General features: G+C 72.5%; 16 protein-coding genes. 7 read left to right on the forward strand and 9 right to left on the reverse strand.

Annotation, left to right across the window (positions count from 1 at the left end; all coding sequences use genetic code 11):
- Positions 1-34: 34 nt before the first annotated feature.
- On the reverse strand, positions 35-1,327 hold the full coding sequence (gene mdo / locus ACQPYN_RS05375) for an NDMA-dependent methanol dehydrogenase (protein WP_274192030.1): 1,293 nt from the start codon (positions 1,325-1,327) through the stop codon (positions 35-37).
- 260 nt (positions 1,328-1,587) lie between these two features.
- Between mdo and ACQPYN_RS05380 the strand changes: the two genes are divergently transcribed.
- Entirely contained in the window at positions 1,588-2,295 is a 708-nt protein-coding gene (locus tag ACQPYN_RS05380) for an SDR family NAD(P)-dependent oxidoreductase (RefSeq protein WP_433034375.1), read from the forward strand.
- Positions 2,296-2,538: 243 nt separating this feature from the next.
- On the opposite strand, the gene ACQPYN_RS05385 is transcribed toward ACQPYN_RS05380, so the two are convergent.
- Positions 2,539-2,901, reverse strand: a complete 363-nt coding sequence (locus ACQPYN_RS05385; protein WP_433034377.1) for a GntR family transcriptional regulator — start codon at positions 2,899-2,901, stop codon at positions 2,539-2,541.
- Positions 2,898-3,488: a TetR family transcriptional regulator gene (locus tag ACQPYN_RS05390; protein ID WP_433034379.1), complete on the reverse strand. Its 591-nt coding sequence runs from the start codon at positions 3,486-3,488 to the stop codon at positions 2,898-2,900. Before ACQPYN_RS05390 ends, ACQPYN_RS05385 begins: the two co-directional genes overlap by 4 nt.
- Positions 3,489-3,630: 142 nt before the next feature.
- Between ACQPYN_RS05390 and mftA the strand changes: the two genes are divergently transcribed.
- From mftA to ACQPYN_RS05420, 6 genes are all read left to right on the forward strand, one after another.
- Positions 3,631-3,708, forward strand: a complete 78-nt coding sequence (mftA, locus tag ACQPYN_RS05395) for a mycofactocin precursor MftA (protein WP_274192079.1) — start codon at positions 3,631-3,633, stop codon at positions 3,706-3,708.
- Complete coding sequence (gene mftB / locus ACQPYN_RS05400; RefSeq protein ID WP_433034381.1) at positions 3,708-4,052, forward strand: mycofactocin biosynthesis chaperone MftB; 345 nt, start codon at positions 3,708-3,710, stop codon at positions 4,050-4,052. Before mftA ends, mftB begins: the two co-directional genes overlap by 1 nt.
- Positions 4,049-5,287: a mycofactocin radical SAM maturase gene (mftC, locus tag ACQPYN_RS05405; RefSeq protein ID WP_433034383.1), complete on the forward strand. Its 1,239-nt coding sequence runs from the start codon at positions 4,049-4,051 to the stop codon at positions 5,285-5,287. Before mftB ends, mftC begins: the two co-directional genes overlap by 4 nt.
- A 206-nt stretch (positions 5,288-5,493) precedes the next feature.
- Entirely contained in the window at positions 5,494-6,330 is an 837-nt protein-coding gene (locus tag ACQPYN_RS05410) for an alpha/beta fold hydrolase (protein WP_433034385.1), read from the forward strand.
- A gap of 97 nt (positions 6,331-6,427) precedes the next feature.
- Positions 6,428-6,757, forward strand: coding sequence for a hypothetical protein (locus tag ACQPYN_RS05415; RefSeq protein WP_433034387.1), 330 nt, complete (start codon positions 6,428-6,430; stop codon positions 6,755-6,757).
- A gap of 138 nt (positions 6,758-6,895) precedes the next feature.
- On the forward strand, positions 6,896-7,915 hold the full coding sequence (locus ACQPYN_RS05420) for a class I fructose-bisphosphate aldolase (RefSeq protein WP_433034389.1): 1,020 nt from the start codon (positions 6,896-6,898) through the stop codon (positions 7,913-7,915).
- Between the two features lies 1 nt (position 7,916).
- Here the strand turns inward: ACQPYN_RS05420 and ACQPYN_RS05425 are convergent, their stop codons facing one another.
- The 6 genes from ACQPYN_RS05425 to ACQPYN_RS05450 form a co-directional block, all read right to left on the reverse strand.
- A complete protein-coding gene (locus tag ACQPYN_RS05425) occupies positions 7,917-8,792 on the reverse strand; it encodes a LysR family transcriptional regulator (RefSeq protein WP_433034391.1) in 876 nt (291 codons plus the stop codon).
- A gap of 69 nt (positions 8,793-8,861) precedes the next feature.
- Positions 8,862-9,860: an AAA family ATPase gene (locus ACQPYN_RS05430; protein WP_433034393.1), complete on the reverse strand. Its 999-nt coding sequence runs from the start codon at positions 9,858-9,860 to the stop codon at positions 8,862-8,864.
- Positions 9,847-10,314: a ribulose bisphosphate carboxylase small subunit gene (locus tag ACQPYN_RS05435; RefSeq protein WP_433034395.1), complete on the reverse strand. Its 468-nt coding sequence runs from the start codon at positions 10,312-10,314 to the stop codon at positions 9,847-9,849. Before ACQPYN_RS05435 ends, ACQPYN_RS05430 begins: the two co-directional genes overlap by 14 nt.
- 10 nt (positions 10,315-10,324) lie before the next feature.
- On the reverse strand, positions 10,325-11,749 hold the full coding sequence (locus ACQPYN_RS05440; protein WP_433034397.1) for a form I ribulose bisphosphate carboxylase large subunit: 1,425 nt from the start codon (positions 11,747-11,749) through the stop codon (positions 10,325-10,327).
- Between the two features lie 35 nt (positions 11,750-11,784).
- On the reverse strand, positions 11,785-13,008 hold the full coding sequence (locus ACQPYN_RS05445) for a GAF domain-containing sensor histidine kinase (protein ID WP_433034399.1): 1,224 nt from the start codon (positions 13,006-13,008) through the stop codon (positions 11,785-11,787).
- Positions 13,005-13,682 carry a response regulator gene (locus ACQPYN_RS05450; protein ID WP_433034402.1) on the reverse strand — a complete coding sequence of 226 codons (678 nt, stop codon included), beginning with the start codon at positions 13,680-13,682 and terminating at the stop codon, positions 13,005-13,007. Before ACQPYN_RS05450 ends, ACQPYN_RS05445 begins: the two co-directional genes overlap by 4 nt.
- Positions 13,683-13,729: the final 47 nt, after the last annotated feature.

The following is a 13,729-nucleotide window of genomic DNA, read 5'->3' on the forward strand; positions in this document are numbered from 1 at the left end:
GGAAGTCAGTCCCCGCCGGGCACCGGGTGGTACGTCAGCTCAGCAGGTCGTCGAGGTCACCGTTGAGGCAGTGGTCGACGACGGGGCGCACCGTGGTGAAGGTGCACTCCTTGGGGTTGCCCGGCGTGCAGGCGTCCCCGAGGACGTGGTTGGTGATGCGGTCCACGTCGGCGTCGTTGCCCGTGATCGTCTTCTCGTTCTCGTAGAACTTGGTCGGGCCCTTGCCCAGACGGTTCTTGGAGTACGAGTCCTGGGTGACGTCGGTGAACTTCTCCGGGATGCCCACGTCGCGCAGCAGACGGATGGCGGCGGCGAGCGCGGCCTCCGCGGCCTGGACGTCGGTCATGTGCGTGGTGTCCACGCCCATGGCCTGGGCGATGCGCGCGAAGCGCTTGTAGGCCACCGGCATGTTGAACGCCCACACGCGCGGGAGCGCGACGGCGTTGTTCAGGCCGTGGTGGGTGTCGTAGAACGCCGACACCGCGTGCGAGATCGAGTGGATGATGCCGAGGCCACCGGAGTTGAACGCCTGGGCGGCGATGTACTGCGCGTACATCATGCCCTCGCGGCCGGGCAGGTCCTGCCCGTTCCACACGGCCTCGCGGAGGTGGTTGTTGGTGAGCTCGATGGCCCGGATCGCGTTGCCCAGGCTCGGCTCGAAGTTCAGCCGCGAGACGTAGGGCTCCGAGGCGTGCGCGAGCACGTCGAAGCCGCACTGCGCGGTGAAGTCGACCGGGCAGTCGTAGTAGAGCACCGGGTCGTCGATCGCGAGGCTCGTCACCGAGTTGTCGTCGAACGCGACGTACTTGTGCGGGTTGTTCGGGTCGGTCGTGGTGTCGGTGATGACGTAGGCCCACGACGTCTCCGAGCCCGTGCCGGCCGTCGTCGAGACCGCGATGTGCGGCGGGTTCTTCGGGTTCTCGGACTGGTTGAAGCCCTCGAACTCGTTGACGTTGCGGCCGTCGTGGGCCACCGAGATGCGGGCGCCCTTGCACGCGTCGTGCGAGGAGCCGCCGCCGATGGAGACGAAGCTGTCACAGGAGTTCTCCTGGTACAGCTTCACCGAGTCCATGACGTTGTAGTCCTTGGGGTTGGACTCGACCTGGTCGTAGATGACCGTCTCGATCCCGTGCCACTTCATGGACTCGGAGATCTTGTGGACGATGTCCGTGCCGCGCAGGCCGGAGGTCATGATCAGCGTCTTCTTGAAGCCCATCTTGAGGGCCTCGGGGCCGATCAGCTCGTGCGAGCCGGGCCCGAGCAGCGCCCGCGGGAAGGGGTGGAACTCCTTGATCGGGAACGGCTTGAGCAGCTCGTCTACCTGCATGCTGGTCCTCTCGTCGGGGTCTGGCCCGAGGGACCCGCGCACCCGCGGGGTCTCTCGTGATCCGGCGCGACGCTAGGCGTGGCGCCGGTCACGGCGACAGGGGTACGCGGTGATCCCGACCACGGCGACGGTGCCCGTCCTGCACCTTCGGACAGGTGGGGCGCCTGCCCATCGTGCGGCGTTGTCGATCGGCCGCTGTTGCCAGTTCTACGCGACAAGGGCGGCGGGTGGAAGAGTCGATCGCGGGGAACCACCGGCGGGTGACCGAGGACCTGGCCGGACGGTGCGCGCTCGTCACCGGCGCGAGCCGGGGGCTGGGGCGTGCGATCGCCACCGGGCTGGCGGGCTCCGGCGCCCGCGTCATCGGGATGGCGCGCGACGCCGACGCGCTCGCCGAGGCCGTGGCGGCGTTCGGGGGTGAGGCGCTGGCGCACGACCTCGCCGACGTCGACGGGATCGCCGCACGGGTCGACGGGCTCGAGGTCGACGTGCTGGTCAACGCCGCTGCGGTGATGAGCGCGAAGCGCTCGAAGACCCTCGACACGACGGTGGACGAGTGGCGCGACGTGCGCGCCGTCGACCTCGACGCCCCCTTCGCGCTGATCTCGGCGCTGGTGCCGGGGATGGCGAAGCGCCGGTGGGGCCGCGTGATCAACCTGTCGGCGTGCCTCGGGCGCATGTCCGGGCCCGGCACGGCCGGCGGGCTCGCCCCCTACCGCGTCGCCAAGGCGGGCCTCAACGCGCTGACCCGCAACCTGGCCCACGAGCTGGCGCTCGGCCGCCGCGGTGTCCTCGTCGACGCGACGTGTCCCGGCCACTGCCGCACCGACATGGGCGGCCCCGACGCGCCCCGGTCGATCTCCGACGGTGCCGACACGGCGTTGTGGCTCGCTCGCCGGCACTCGATCCCCTCCGAGCCCGCCCCCACCGGGCGTCTGTGGGAGGACCGGGTCGAGGTGCCGTGGTGACGTCGGGTCGAGATCGCCGGCCCCTTCTGGCCGACTTCGGTGGCGCAACCCGCGCTGAGCGCGGGTTTCGCCACCGAACCCCGGATGGTCCGCCCGAGCTGGTGTCGGCCGCGTCGCTCGGGTAACAAGATCTGGAGTGGTGGAGCGAACGCTCCGCTCAGCGGAACGAACGCTCCACGGAATCGGATCTTGCGCCTGTCGATCTCTGCGGGGACCGCACGGGCTCGCTGGCGCCCTCGGCGATCAGGGCTCGGCGAGCGCCGCCCGCGCGAGGTCGAGCGCGCGCTCGGGGGAGACGCCGAGGGCCGTGACGCGGCGGGCGTACTCCGCGGCCAGCTCCCGCGCCGGGTCGGGCCGGCCCTCCTCGCCGACGACGAACGTGCCCAGGCGCCCGCGGGTCTCGACGACCCCGGCGGCCTCGAGCTCGCGGTAGGCGCGGGCGACGGTGCCCGGCGCGATGTTGAGGTCGGTGGCGAGGCGACGCACCGCGGGCAGGCGGGTGTGGGGCGCCAGCCCGCCGGTCCGGGCGAGCTCGCTGATCCGCGCGCGGAGCTGCTCGTAGGGCGGGTCGGTGGACGCCGGGTCGAGATCGATCAGATCGCTCACGTCGCCGAGAATCCCCGCGAGAGGGTGTCGAACGCTTCCTCGACCAGCGCGCCGAGCGCGTCGGCGTCGGCCTCCGGGCGCGTGTGCCAGGCGCTGAACACCGCGCGCATCGCCGCGACCACCGCCCGCCCGAACACCTGCGCGCGCAGCCCGCCGACGTCGACGCCCCAGCGCCGGGCGGCGTCGGAGGCGAGCGCCTGCTCCCAGTCGCGATAGCGCACGGAGGCGCGGGCGGCGAGCTCCGGGACGTCCTCGATCAGCCCGAGACGCCGGCGCAGGGCGGGCAGCTCGGCGTCGGCGTAGTGGTTCACGGCGAGGAAGGCGGCGCGGGCCGCGGCCACGGGATCGTCGCCCGGCTCGGCGGCGAGCGCACGGACGAGCCCGGCCCGTCCCTCATCGAGCTCGCCGAGCACCACGTCGAGCTTCGTCGGGAAGTAGCGGAAGAACGTGCGCCGGCCGACGCCCCCGGCCACCGCGAGCTCGTCGACGGTGGTCTCGTCGAAGCCCTGCGTGGCGAACAGCTCGAGCGCCACGTCCTCGAGGCGCCGGGCCACCGGGACCCGTCGCGCGCTCCTCGTCGTCACCACCAGAGCATCGTCTACCAAGCCGCGTCCGTGAACGCCCCCACCGAACGGACAGAGGTTTCCCACCCGGTCAACCTCTGGCGGTGGCACTGAGTGCCGCTTAGCGTTCCCAGCGCCCGAGGCACCCGCTGGTGAGGAGGACGCGATGGAGGAGAACGAGGAACTGGTCGAGGAGACCCTCGTCGAAGAGGTCTCGATCGACGGCATGTGCGGCGTCTACTGATGACGACGACGGCGGCGGGGGCCGGTCCCAAGGCCGCCCCCGCCGGCGTCGACGACTTCGACGCGGACGCCCCGTACCGGATCTCCGGTTCGGTGTCCGTGCGTCCGGAGTCGTTCGGCGCCCTGGTCTACGACTTCCACACCCGTCGGCTGTCGTTCCTCAAGACCCGCGCGCTCGTGCGGGTCGTCGAGGCCCTCGCCGACCAGCCCGACGTCCACGGCGCCCTCGAGGTGGCCGAGGTTCCTGCACACCAGCGGGAGCAGTACCTCAAGGCCCTCGCCGGCCTCGCGAAGGCGGGCACGATCCAGCCTCGTTCCACCACCGAGGGGGACACCACCTCATGAAGCTCGTCGAGCACTTCGTCGAAGGCCTGACCTCCCCGATCTGCCTGACCTGGGAGCTCACCTACGCCTGCAACCTGTCCTGCGTCCACTGCCTGTCCAGCTCGGGGCGGCGCGACCCGAACGAGCTGTCGACCGACGAGGCCAAGGCCGTCATCGACGAGCTGCAGCGCATGCAGGTCTTCTACGTCAACATCGGCGGCGGCGAGCCGACCGTGCGCAGCGACTTCTGGGAGCTGCTGGACTACGCGATCGCCCACGACGTCGGCGTCAAGTTCTCCACCAACGGCGTGAAGCTGGACAAGGCGCGGGCCGCCCAGCTCGCGGCGACCGACTACGTCGACGTCCAGATCTCCCTCGACGGCGCGACGGCCGAGGTCAACGACCACGTCCGCGGCCCCGGCTCCTACGCCACGGCGATCCGCGCGATGGAGAACCTGTACGAGGCGGGCTTCGGCCAGTTCAAGATCAGCGTGGTGGTCACCCGCCACAACGTCGACCAGCTCGACGACTTCAAGGCGATCGCCGACCGCTACGGCGCCCAGCTGCGGATCACCCGCTTCCGCCCGTCCGGGCGCGGCGCCGACTCGTGGGACGAACTGCACCCCACCCGCGAGCAGCAGCGCCAGCTCTACGACTGGCTCGTCGCGCGCGGCGAGGACGTCCTCACCGGCGACTCGTTCTTCCACCTCTCCGCGTTCGGCGAGGAGCTGCCCGGGCTCAACCTGTGCGGCGCCGGGCGGGTGGTGTGCCTGATCGACCCGGTCGGCGACGTCTACGCCTGCCCGTTCGCCATCCACGAGCAGTTCCTCGCCGGCAACGTCCGCTCCGAAGGCGGGTTCAAGACCGTCTGGCAGGACAGCGAGCTGTTCGCGGAGCTGCGCGGGCCGCAGTCGGGGGGCGCGTGCACGAAGTGCTCGCACTACGACGCCTGCCAGGGCGGCTGCATGGCCGCGAAGTTCTTCACCGGCCTGCCGCTCGACGGGCCCGACCCGGAGTGCGTGCTCGGCAACGGCGAGCGCGAGCTGGCGAAGCTGGAGATGGACACGGTCATCCCCAAGCCCTCGCTCGACCACTCCCACCGCACCAGCCCGCAGAAGAAGGACGCCGGCGGTCCGGTGCCGCTGACGTTGTCGGTGCGCAGGCCCAGCCAAGATTCTCGACCGGACAGAGCGTGCGACTCCGACCCCCTGGCCGGTGAGGGCACCCGCCTGCCCGCCGGCATCCGGGTGGGCTGACCGGCCGCCGGAGAGCACCGGTCGCGACCGCGGAGGTTCCCCGCGCGCGACCGTCGGGCCGGCCCGGGCACCCCGGGGTCCGGGTCGGCCCACCCCAGAGGCGACGTACGCACTTCCCGCCGTAGCGGTGCCTCCGTCCCGACGACGCGCGAACCTCGGGAGCCCGACGCCCGACCGGTGGGCGCCTTCGAACCCGGGAGACCGACATGGCCACGATCGCCGCGAACGGCACCACCCTCTACTACGAGAGTCGGGGCGACGGCCCTCCGCTCCTCTTCATCTCGGGGGCCACGGGCGACGCCGGCCACTGGACAGAGGTCGCCGACGCCCTGGCGGACGAGTACACGGTGCTGAGCTACGACCGGCGCGGCAACTCGCGCAGCCCTCGCCCCGAGGGCTACATCACAGCCTCGGTGGGTGAACAGAGTGATGACGCCGCCGCGCTGCTGGAGGCGCTCGCCCTCGGGCCCGCGGTGGTCTACGGCAACAGCGCCGGCGCGATCATCCTGACTGACCTCGTCCTGCGACGTCCCGACCTGCTGCGGGGCGCGGTCTTCCACGAGCCGGCGTACGCCGCCGTGACGTCGACAGGTGACGAGGTCGTCGCCGGCCTTCAACAGCTGATCAGCGAGGGGATGGCGGAGGGTGGACCACCACGGGCGGCCGAGCTCTTCCTGCGATGGGTTGTCGGCGATGAGATCTACGATTCCTTCGATCCCGACCTCCGGAACCGGATGCTGGGCAATGGCGAGGTCCTGTTCGGGATCGAGCTGGGGCCGATCATGAGCTACCTGCCCACGGCCGATCAGCTCGCCGAGGTGGAGGTGCCCTGTGCCGTCGCGGCCGGCATCGACAACCGCGATCCTGCAGCACACCTGCACTGGCTCTACGAGGCGTCCCAGTGGCTCGCCAGCGGCCTCGGGACCCGGCTCATCGAGACTCCCGGCGCCCACGTGCCCCAGGCCTCACACCCGCGCGCTCTCGTGGAACTCCTGCGCCCCGTCCTGACCGAGCTCTCCGCCTCGTCTCGCATCCAGGCCTGACCCGACCCGATCAACCGGTTGCACCCTCTGCGAGGGGTGATCGGTCCGGACGCACCCACTTTCGATCCGATCCCGTGGCCAGCACGGATGACGGTGCATGACCGGGTCATCACAGTCCGCGCCCGAGCCCCTGGCCGCCCTGCCGTTGCTGGCGGAGGCCGGGGTCAGCGTCTACTGGGTGCCGCTCGACGGACGCACGGCCTGGGTGGCCGACGCGGACACCCGTCAGGTGTGGATCTCGCGAGCGATCCCGCGGGAGGCGTTGCTGCGCCACCTCGTCGAGGCGCTGCAGTTCCTCGACGACGGGGCCGTGTCGGAGCCGGACGAGCCCGCGGGGCCGGACCTGCGGCTGGTGCACTCGACGGATCGCGTCGAGCGGCGCTCGCGTCGCCGGTCGCCGGCGTTGGGAGTCGTCGCCGACGCGTGAGGCGCGCGGTCCGACGAGCCGACCTCCCCCGTCGCCTCCACCGCGCAGGGGACGTGCGGGCGCGGGCGGACTCCTAGCGTCGAGGACGCCCCGGGGCGGCGTTCGCGGCCCCGGGTGCCACCGACGAGGGAGGCACCCGTGTCCACGACGATCGCCACCAGCCCCGCCACCACCGACCTCCGCGCGACCGCCGCCGCGCTGGTCACCGGCGGTCGCGGCATCCTCGCCGCCGACGAGAGCCCGGGGACGATGTCGCGACGCCTCGAGGGTGTCGGCGTCGAGCCGACCGAGGAGCACCGCCGGGCCTACCGCGAGCTGCTCGTCACGGGCGACGGCCTGGCGGGCCGTATCAGCGGGGTCATCCTGTGCGACGAGACGCTGCGCCAGCAGCTCGCCGACGGTCGCCCGTTCCCGCGGGCGCTCGCCGACGTGGGGCTGCAGGCCGGCATCAAGGTCGACACGGGCACCGCGGCCCTCGACGGCGCCGACGACGGGGAGACCGTGACCGAGGGGCTCGACGGCCTCGCCCAGCGGGTCGCGGAGTACGTGGCGCTCGGGGCGACGTTCGCCAAGTGGCGCGCCGTCCTGCACCTGGGCGCGGGCCGCCCGTCGGTCCGGGCGCTCGACGCGAACGCCGAGGCCCTGGCCCGCTACGCCCGCGTCTGCCAGGACGGCGGCCTCGTGCCGATCGTCGAGCCGGAGGTGCTCTCCGCGGGCGGGCACCGGCTCGAGGTGTGCGCCGCGGGCACCACGCGGACGCTGGCGACGCTCGCTCGTGCGCTCGACGCCGCCGGCGTCGACCCGGCCGCGATGGTGCTCAAGCCCAACATGGTCACCTCGGGCGAGGGCTCGCGGCAGCCCGCCGACCCGTACGAGGTCGCCCGCGCGACCGTCGACACCCTCCGCGCCACGATGCGCCCGGAGCTGGCCGGCGTCGCGTTCCTGTCCGGCGGCCAGTCCTCGGAGACCGCCGCCGCGAACCTCGCCGCGATCCGCCGGCGGGGCGGGCCATGGCCGCTGACGTTCTCGTTCGGCCGCGCGCTGGTCTCGCCCGCGCTGGCAGCGTGGGCCGGGGACCCGGCGCGGGTCGACGCCGCCCGCTCCGCGCTGCGCCGCGAGGTCGACCGCAACGTCGACCGCAACGTCCCCGCGGCCTGAGTCACGCCCGGCGCCACCCCAGCGCCTCGTCGGCGAGGAGGTGGCCGACGAGGAGCTCGGTGCTGGCGGTGGCGTCGGGGTGGGTGACGACGTGCCAGGGCCGCGAGATCGGGATCCCGGCCATCGGTAGCTCCACCAGCGCGCCCTCCGCGAGCAGGCGGGCCACGCCCTCGCGCGCCACGAGCGTCACGCCGAGCCCGGCCCGCGCCGCGGCGATCGTCGCCCCGTGCGACCCCATGATCAGCTGCGACGTCGCGCCGGGCAGGTTCTCGAGCAGGCCCGTCAGCGTCGTGCGGATGCCCGAGCCGTGCTCGCGCAGCAGCCAGGTGGCGGCGGCGGGGTCGAACCCGTCGGCCTCCCCGGGCGCGCCGACGACGGTGAGCGTGTTGTCCCGCACCGCGCGCACGCGCGCCGGGAGGTCGCCCGGCGGGCTGCCGGCGACGACGACGTCGACCTCGTGGTGGCGCAGCATCGGCCACACCACCGCGCTCGGGGCGACCTCGACACCGAGGGTGACGTCCGGGTGACGGGCGCGGAACGACGCCAGCAGGGCGGGCAGCAGGTGCTCGCCCGCGGTGGTCACCGCGCCCAGGCGCACGTGGCCGCGGCGCGGGTCGGCCTCGCTCCACGCGGCGGCGGTGGCCTCGTCGAGCAGCCCGAGGATCCGGCGGGCGTAGCCCGCGTAGCGCGCGCCGGCGGCGGTCAGGCGCACGCCGCGCCCCTCCTTCACGAGGAGCGCGACCCCGACCTCGTCGACGAGCGCGCGCACGGCGGCGGAGACCGTGGACTCGGTGACCACGAGGGCCGACGCGGCCGCGCGCACCGACCCGTGGTCGGCGAGAGCGACGAACGCCCGCAGGCGCGCGGTGGTGGTCACGCGCGCCAGCCTCCCCCGTGAGTGGAATTCCCGGCTATAGCCGGGAATTCCACTCACGGGAGGGGTGGGCTACTCCGCGCGGTGGCCGCCCGCGAAGACGCGGCTGGCGCGGAGGTCGGACGCCTCGAGGGTCGTGAGGTCCGCGAGGCCGACCTTGGTGTCCCCGCCCTCCCCGAGACGCCGGGCCTGGCGCATCCGGGCGCGGTCGAGGGCGTTGCGCACGCTGCGCGCTCCCGCGAACCACGGTTGCTCGCGGCGCAGCTCCAGGTACTCGTGGAGGGCGGTGTGCGCCTCGGGCGAGAAACGCAGCCCCTGGTCGGCGACCATGCCCTCGGCGATGGTCACCAGCTCGTCGGCGGAGAAGTCCGGGAAGTCGACGTGGTGCGCGATCCGGCTCTGCATCCCCGGGTTGGCCTCGAAGAACGTGGCCATCCGGTCGGCGTAGCCGGCGAGGACGACGACGAGGTCGTCGCGGTGGTCCTCCATCGCCTGCAGGAGGATCTCGATCGCCTCGCCGCCGTAGTCCCGCTCGTTGCCCGGGCGGTGCAGGTAGTACGCCTCGTCGACGAACAGCACGCCGCCCCGGGCCTTGCCGACGATCTCCTTGGTCTTCGGCGCGGTGTGCCCGACGTACTCGCCGACCAGGTCGTCGCGCGTGGCCGTGACCACGTGGCCGCGGCGCAGGAAGCCCAGGCCCGTCAGCAGCTCGCCGATCCGCTGCGCCACCGTCGTCTTGCCGGTGCCCGGGTTGCCGGTGAAGCACATGTGCAGCGTCGGCCGGTCGGTGGTGATCCCGAAGCGCTCCCGGACACGGTCGACCACCAGCAGCGCCGCGAGCTCGCGCAGCCGCTCCTTCACCGGCGCCAGCCCGACCAGCTCGCGGTCGAGGGCGTCGAGGACGTCGTCGACACCGGCCTCCCGGCGGACCTCGCCCAGGTCGACGGTGTCGTCGGCCGAGAGCGCCTCCTCGTCCCGCCTCCGCTCCTCGGCCTCGGCCGCCGTCTCCAGTGAGACGGCGGCCGAACGCCCGGAGGTCCCGAACGAGGTGCGTCCGTCAGCCCCGGCCATCGCCGTTGCTCCGGGCGCCGTCGTGCGAGCCGTTCCGCCCGTAGCGCTGCCCCGACGGACGGTCGGTGGCGTACGCGTGGGTGGTGTAGGCGATCTGGCGGTCCTTGCCCTCCTGGCGCTCCAGGCGGAAGCCCGGCTCGTTCGACGGCCGGTTGACCAGGAACGACAGCGCGACGGTCTGCCGTCCCAACGAGGCGTCGTAGGCGATGACCCGGACGTAGTGCTCCGGGTGCTCGTCGCGGCAGGCGCGGACCTCGTCGAGCAGGGCCGCCGGGTCCTGCAGGTCGAACATCGGCAGGCCCCACATCTCCCAGTAGGTGTTGCGGGGGTGCGGGTCGTCGGTGAACTCGATCGACAGCGGCCACTCGTGGGCGAGCGCGTAGTCGATCTGCAGCCGGATCTCGTCGTCGGTGAGGTCCGGCAGGAACGAGAAGGTGCCCTGGGTGATGCGCACGAGAGCCTCCTTACGAGGGGGTCGGGGTGGCGTCGACGGTGTCGGTCGAGGCGTAGTCGAAGGTGATGTCGCCCCACGTCGAGAGGGCCATCTCGAGCGGCTTGTTGCGCTTGCCGGCGTCACGCAGGATGTCCGGGCCCTCGGCCAGGTAGTCGCGGCCCTCGTTCCGGGCCTTGATCATCGCCTCGACGGCGACGCGGTTGGCCTCGGCGCCCTGGGCGATGCCCATGGGGTGGCCGATGGTGCCGCCGCCGAACTGCAGGATCGTGTCCTCGCCGAGGTGGTGCAGCAGCTGGTGCATCTGCCCGGCGTGGATGCCGCCCGAGGCCACCGGCAGGGTCGCCGGCATCGAGGCCCACTCCTGGTCGAAGAAGAGCCCCTTCGACGGGTCCGCCTTGTACGAGTTCTTCCGCAGCACGTCGTAGAAGCCGTGGACCGACGCCGGGTCGCCCTCGAGCTTGCCGACCACGGTGCCCGCGTGGATGTGGTCGACGCCGGCGAGGCGCATCCACTTGGAGATGACGCGGAAGCTCACGCCGTGGTTCTTCTGGCGGGTGTACGTCGCGTGCCCGGCACGGTGCAGGTGCAGGATCACGCCGTTGCGCCGCGCCCACTTCGACATCGACTGGATCGCCGTGTAGCCGACGGTCAGGTCGAGCATGACGATGACGCTGCCGAGGTCGCGGGCGAACTCGGCCCGCTCGTACATGTCCTCCATGTCGCCGGCGGTGATGTTGAGGTAGTGGCCCTTCACCTCGCCGGTCTCGGCCTGGGCCTTGTTCACCGCCTCCATGCAGGCCAGGTAGCGGTCCCGCCAACGCATGAAGGGCTGCGAGTTGATGTTCTCGTCGTCCTTGGTGAAGTCCAGGCCGCCGCGCAGGGCCTCGTAGACGACGCGGCCGTAGTTGCGCGACGAGAGCCCGAGCTTGGGCTTCGTGGTGGCACCGAGCAGCGGGCGGCCGAACTTGTTGAGGTACTCCCGCTCCTGGACGATGCCGTGCGGCGGGCCCTGGAACGTCTTGACGTAGTGCGTCGGGATGCGCATGTCCTCGAGCCGCAGCGCCTTGAGCGGCTTGAAGCCGAAGACGTTCCCGATGATGGAGCTGGTCAGGTTCGCGATCGACCCCTCCTCGAACAGGTCGAGGTCGTAGGCGATGTAGGCGATCCACTGGCCCTCGACGCCGGGCACGGCGTCGACGCGGTAGCACTTCGCCTGGTAGTGCTCGAAGGTCGTGAGGCGGTCGGTCCACACCACGGTCCACGTGGCGGTGCTCGACTCACCGGCGACGGCGGCGCCCGCCTCCTCCGGCGGCACCCCCTCCTGCGGCGTGACGCGGAACGCGCACAGGATGTCGGTGTCCTTGGGTTCGTAGTCGGGCTGCCAGTAACCCATCTCCGCGTAGGGGATGACACCCGCACTCCATCGGTCGGCCATGCCTCGAGAGTGGCCGTCATCGCTGAGAAGGACAATCAAGTGTTGTGCGGCGACACTTCGTCGATCGGCTCAGAGTCGACGGGTGCCGTGACGGTCACCGTCGTGCCCGTCCCCGGTCGCGAGGTGACCCGGACGGAGCCCCCGACGAGCTCCGCGCGCTCGCGGACCGAGGCGAGGCCGTAGCCGGTACCGTCCGCGCCGGCCCGGTCGGCGACATCGAACCCGACGCCGTCGTCGGCGAGCTCGAGCCGCACGCCGCTCGATCCGGTGGTCAGGCGCACCGTGACCTCCTCCGCGTCGGCGTGCTTGAGGACGTTCTGCAGCGTCTCCTGGGCGATCCGGTAGAGCGCGACCTCGACGTGCTCGGGCAGCCGGCGGTCCTCGAGGTCGAGGGACACACGGACGTCGGGCAGCCCGCGGGCGAGCGCCGCGAGCGCGCCGGCGAGGCCGAGGTCGTCGAGGACGGGCGGGCGCAGCGCCCCGATCGCGGCGCGGGCCTCGTCGAGGGTGGTGAGGACCATGTCGGACGCCGTGCTCAGGTCGGCGCGCGCCGCCGCGGCCTCGTCGCGTTCGAGGAACGTGGCGACGGCGTCGAGGTGGTACGAAAGCGTCACCAGGCGCTGGGAGATGCCGTCGTGGATGTCGCGGGCCAGCCGCTGCCGCTCGGCCTCCTGCGCGGCGACCATCTGCTCGGCGAAGCGGCCGTGCGCCTCCTCGCGTGCCGCGAGCCTGCGGTGCATCCGGGCCTGGTGCAGGGCCCCCGCGACGAGGCTGCCGATCGCGGTGAGCACGCGGACGTCGCGGTCGTCGAACTCCCGGTGCGCGACGGTGTGGACGTTGAGGACCCCGGCCAGTCCCGCCGGCTCGCTCTCCATCGGCACCGACACCATCGACGTGTACTGCTCGCCGTGCAGCTCCGGGATGGCGACGTAGCGCGGGTCGGCCCGCTTGTCGCCGGTGATCACCGCGGGTTCGCGGTGGCTCGCGACCCAGCCCGCGACCCCGGTGTCCAGCGGCAGCCGGACCCGGCCGACCTGCGCGTCGAACGGCGGCGTCGCCCCGGCGAGGGTCAGCGAGCGCTCGGTGTCGTCGAGGACGTGCACGAAGCAGACGTCCGTCGCGGTGGCCTCGGTGATCACTCTGGCCACCGCTGCCGCGAGGGGTTCGACCCCCGGGCCGCTGGACGTCGCCTCGATGATGGCGAGCAGGACCTCGTTCTCGCGCTGCGGGTCGTCGAGCCCGAGGCCTCGCGTGGTCACCGGAACACCCCCTCGCGCAGCGCCGCCGCGACGGCCGCGGTGCGGTCCGGGACCTGGAGCTTGCGCAGCAGCGAGCGCACGTGGCTCTTGACCGTCTCGTCGCCGATGACGAGCTGGCTCGCGATGGCCCGGTTGCTGTGGCCCGCGACGAGCAGGGCGAGGACCTCGCTCTCGCGCTGGGTCAGCCCCAGGTGCGCGCCGGGCCAGAACTCGTCGCGCTCCATCCGGGCGGCCGACGCCGCCGCCCGCCCGGCCATCGTCGCGTCGACGACGGTCGTTCCCGTGGCGGCGAGCTCGAGGTGGCGCACGAGCTCCTCGCCGCCGGTGTGCTTGAGCAGGTAGCCGGCCGCGCCCGCGCGCAGCGCCTGGTAGAGGTACTGCTCGTCGTCGTACACCGAGAGCAGCACGACCTTCTGGTCCGGCGCCCGCTCGGCCAGCGTGCGACACAGGTCCAGCCCGCTGTCGCCGCGCAACCGGACGTCGCACAGCACGATGTCGGGGGTCAGCGACAGGGCGACGTCGAGGGCCTCCTCGGCGCCGTTCGCGGTGCCGACCACACGGACCCGGCCGGCGAACGGCGTGAGCATGGCCTTGAGACCGACGACGACCATCTCGTGGTCGTCCACCACGACCACCCGCAGCGGGCCGTCGTGCTGCGTTGTGGTCCCGGTCATCGGTCCACCCTATGGCCGTCTCCCCCGTACCACCCCCCGTCGCGGGG

Source organism: Actinomycetospora sp. CA-053990, assembly GCF_050948445.1.
Classification (GTDB): domain Bacteria; phylum Actinomycetota; class Actinomycetes; order Mycobacteriales; family Pseudonocardiaceae; genus Actinomycetospora; species Actinomycetospora callitridis.

What these genes read in the sequence shown, in the direction of transcription:
- mdo (WP_274192030.1), bottom strand. Translation starts at nt 1,327, where the DNA reads ATGCAGGTAGACGAGCTGCTCAAGCCGTTCCCGATCAAGGAGTTCCAC.
- mftA (WP_274192079.1), top strand. Translation starts at nt 3,631, where the DNA reads ATGGAGGAGAACGAGGAACTGGTCGAGGAGACCCTCGTCGAAGAGGTC.
- mftB (WP_433034381.1), top strand. Translation starts at nt 3,708, where the DNA reads ATGACGACGACGGCGGCGGGGGCCGGTCCCAAGGCCGCCCCCGCCGGC.
- mftC (WP_433034383.1), top strand. Translation starts at nt 4,049, where the DNA reads ATGAAGCTCGTCGAGCACTTCGTCGAAGGCCTGACCTCCCCGATCTGC.
- ACQPYN_RS05410 (WP_433034385.1), top strand. Translation starts at nt 5,494, where the DNA reads ATGGCCACGATCGCCGCGAACGGCACCACCCTCTACTACGAGAGTCGG.
- ACQPYN_RS05415 (WP_433034387.1), top strand. Translation starts at nt 6,428, where the DNA reads ATGACCGGGTCATCACAGTCCGCGCCCGAGCCCCTGGCCGCCCTGCCG.
- ACQPYN_RS05430 (WP_433034393.1), bottom strand. Translation starts at nt 9,860, where the DNA reads ATGGCCGGGGCTGACGGACGCACCTCGTTCGGGACCTCCGGGCGTTCG.
- ACQPYN_RS05440 (WP_433034397.1), bottom strand. Translation starts at nt 11,749, where the DNA reads ATGGCCGACCGATGGAGTGCGGGTGTCATCCCCTACGCGGAGATGGGT.
- ACQPYN_RS05450 (WP_433034402.1), bottom strand. Translation starts at nt 13,682, where the DNA reads ATGACCGGGACCACAACGCAGCACGACGGCCCGCTGCGGGTGGTCGTG.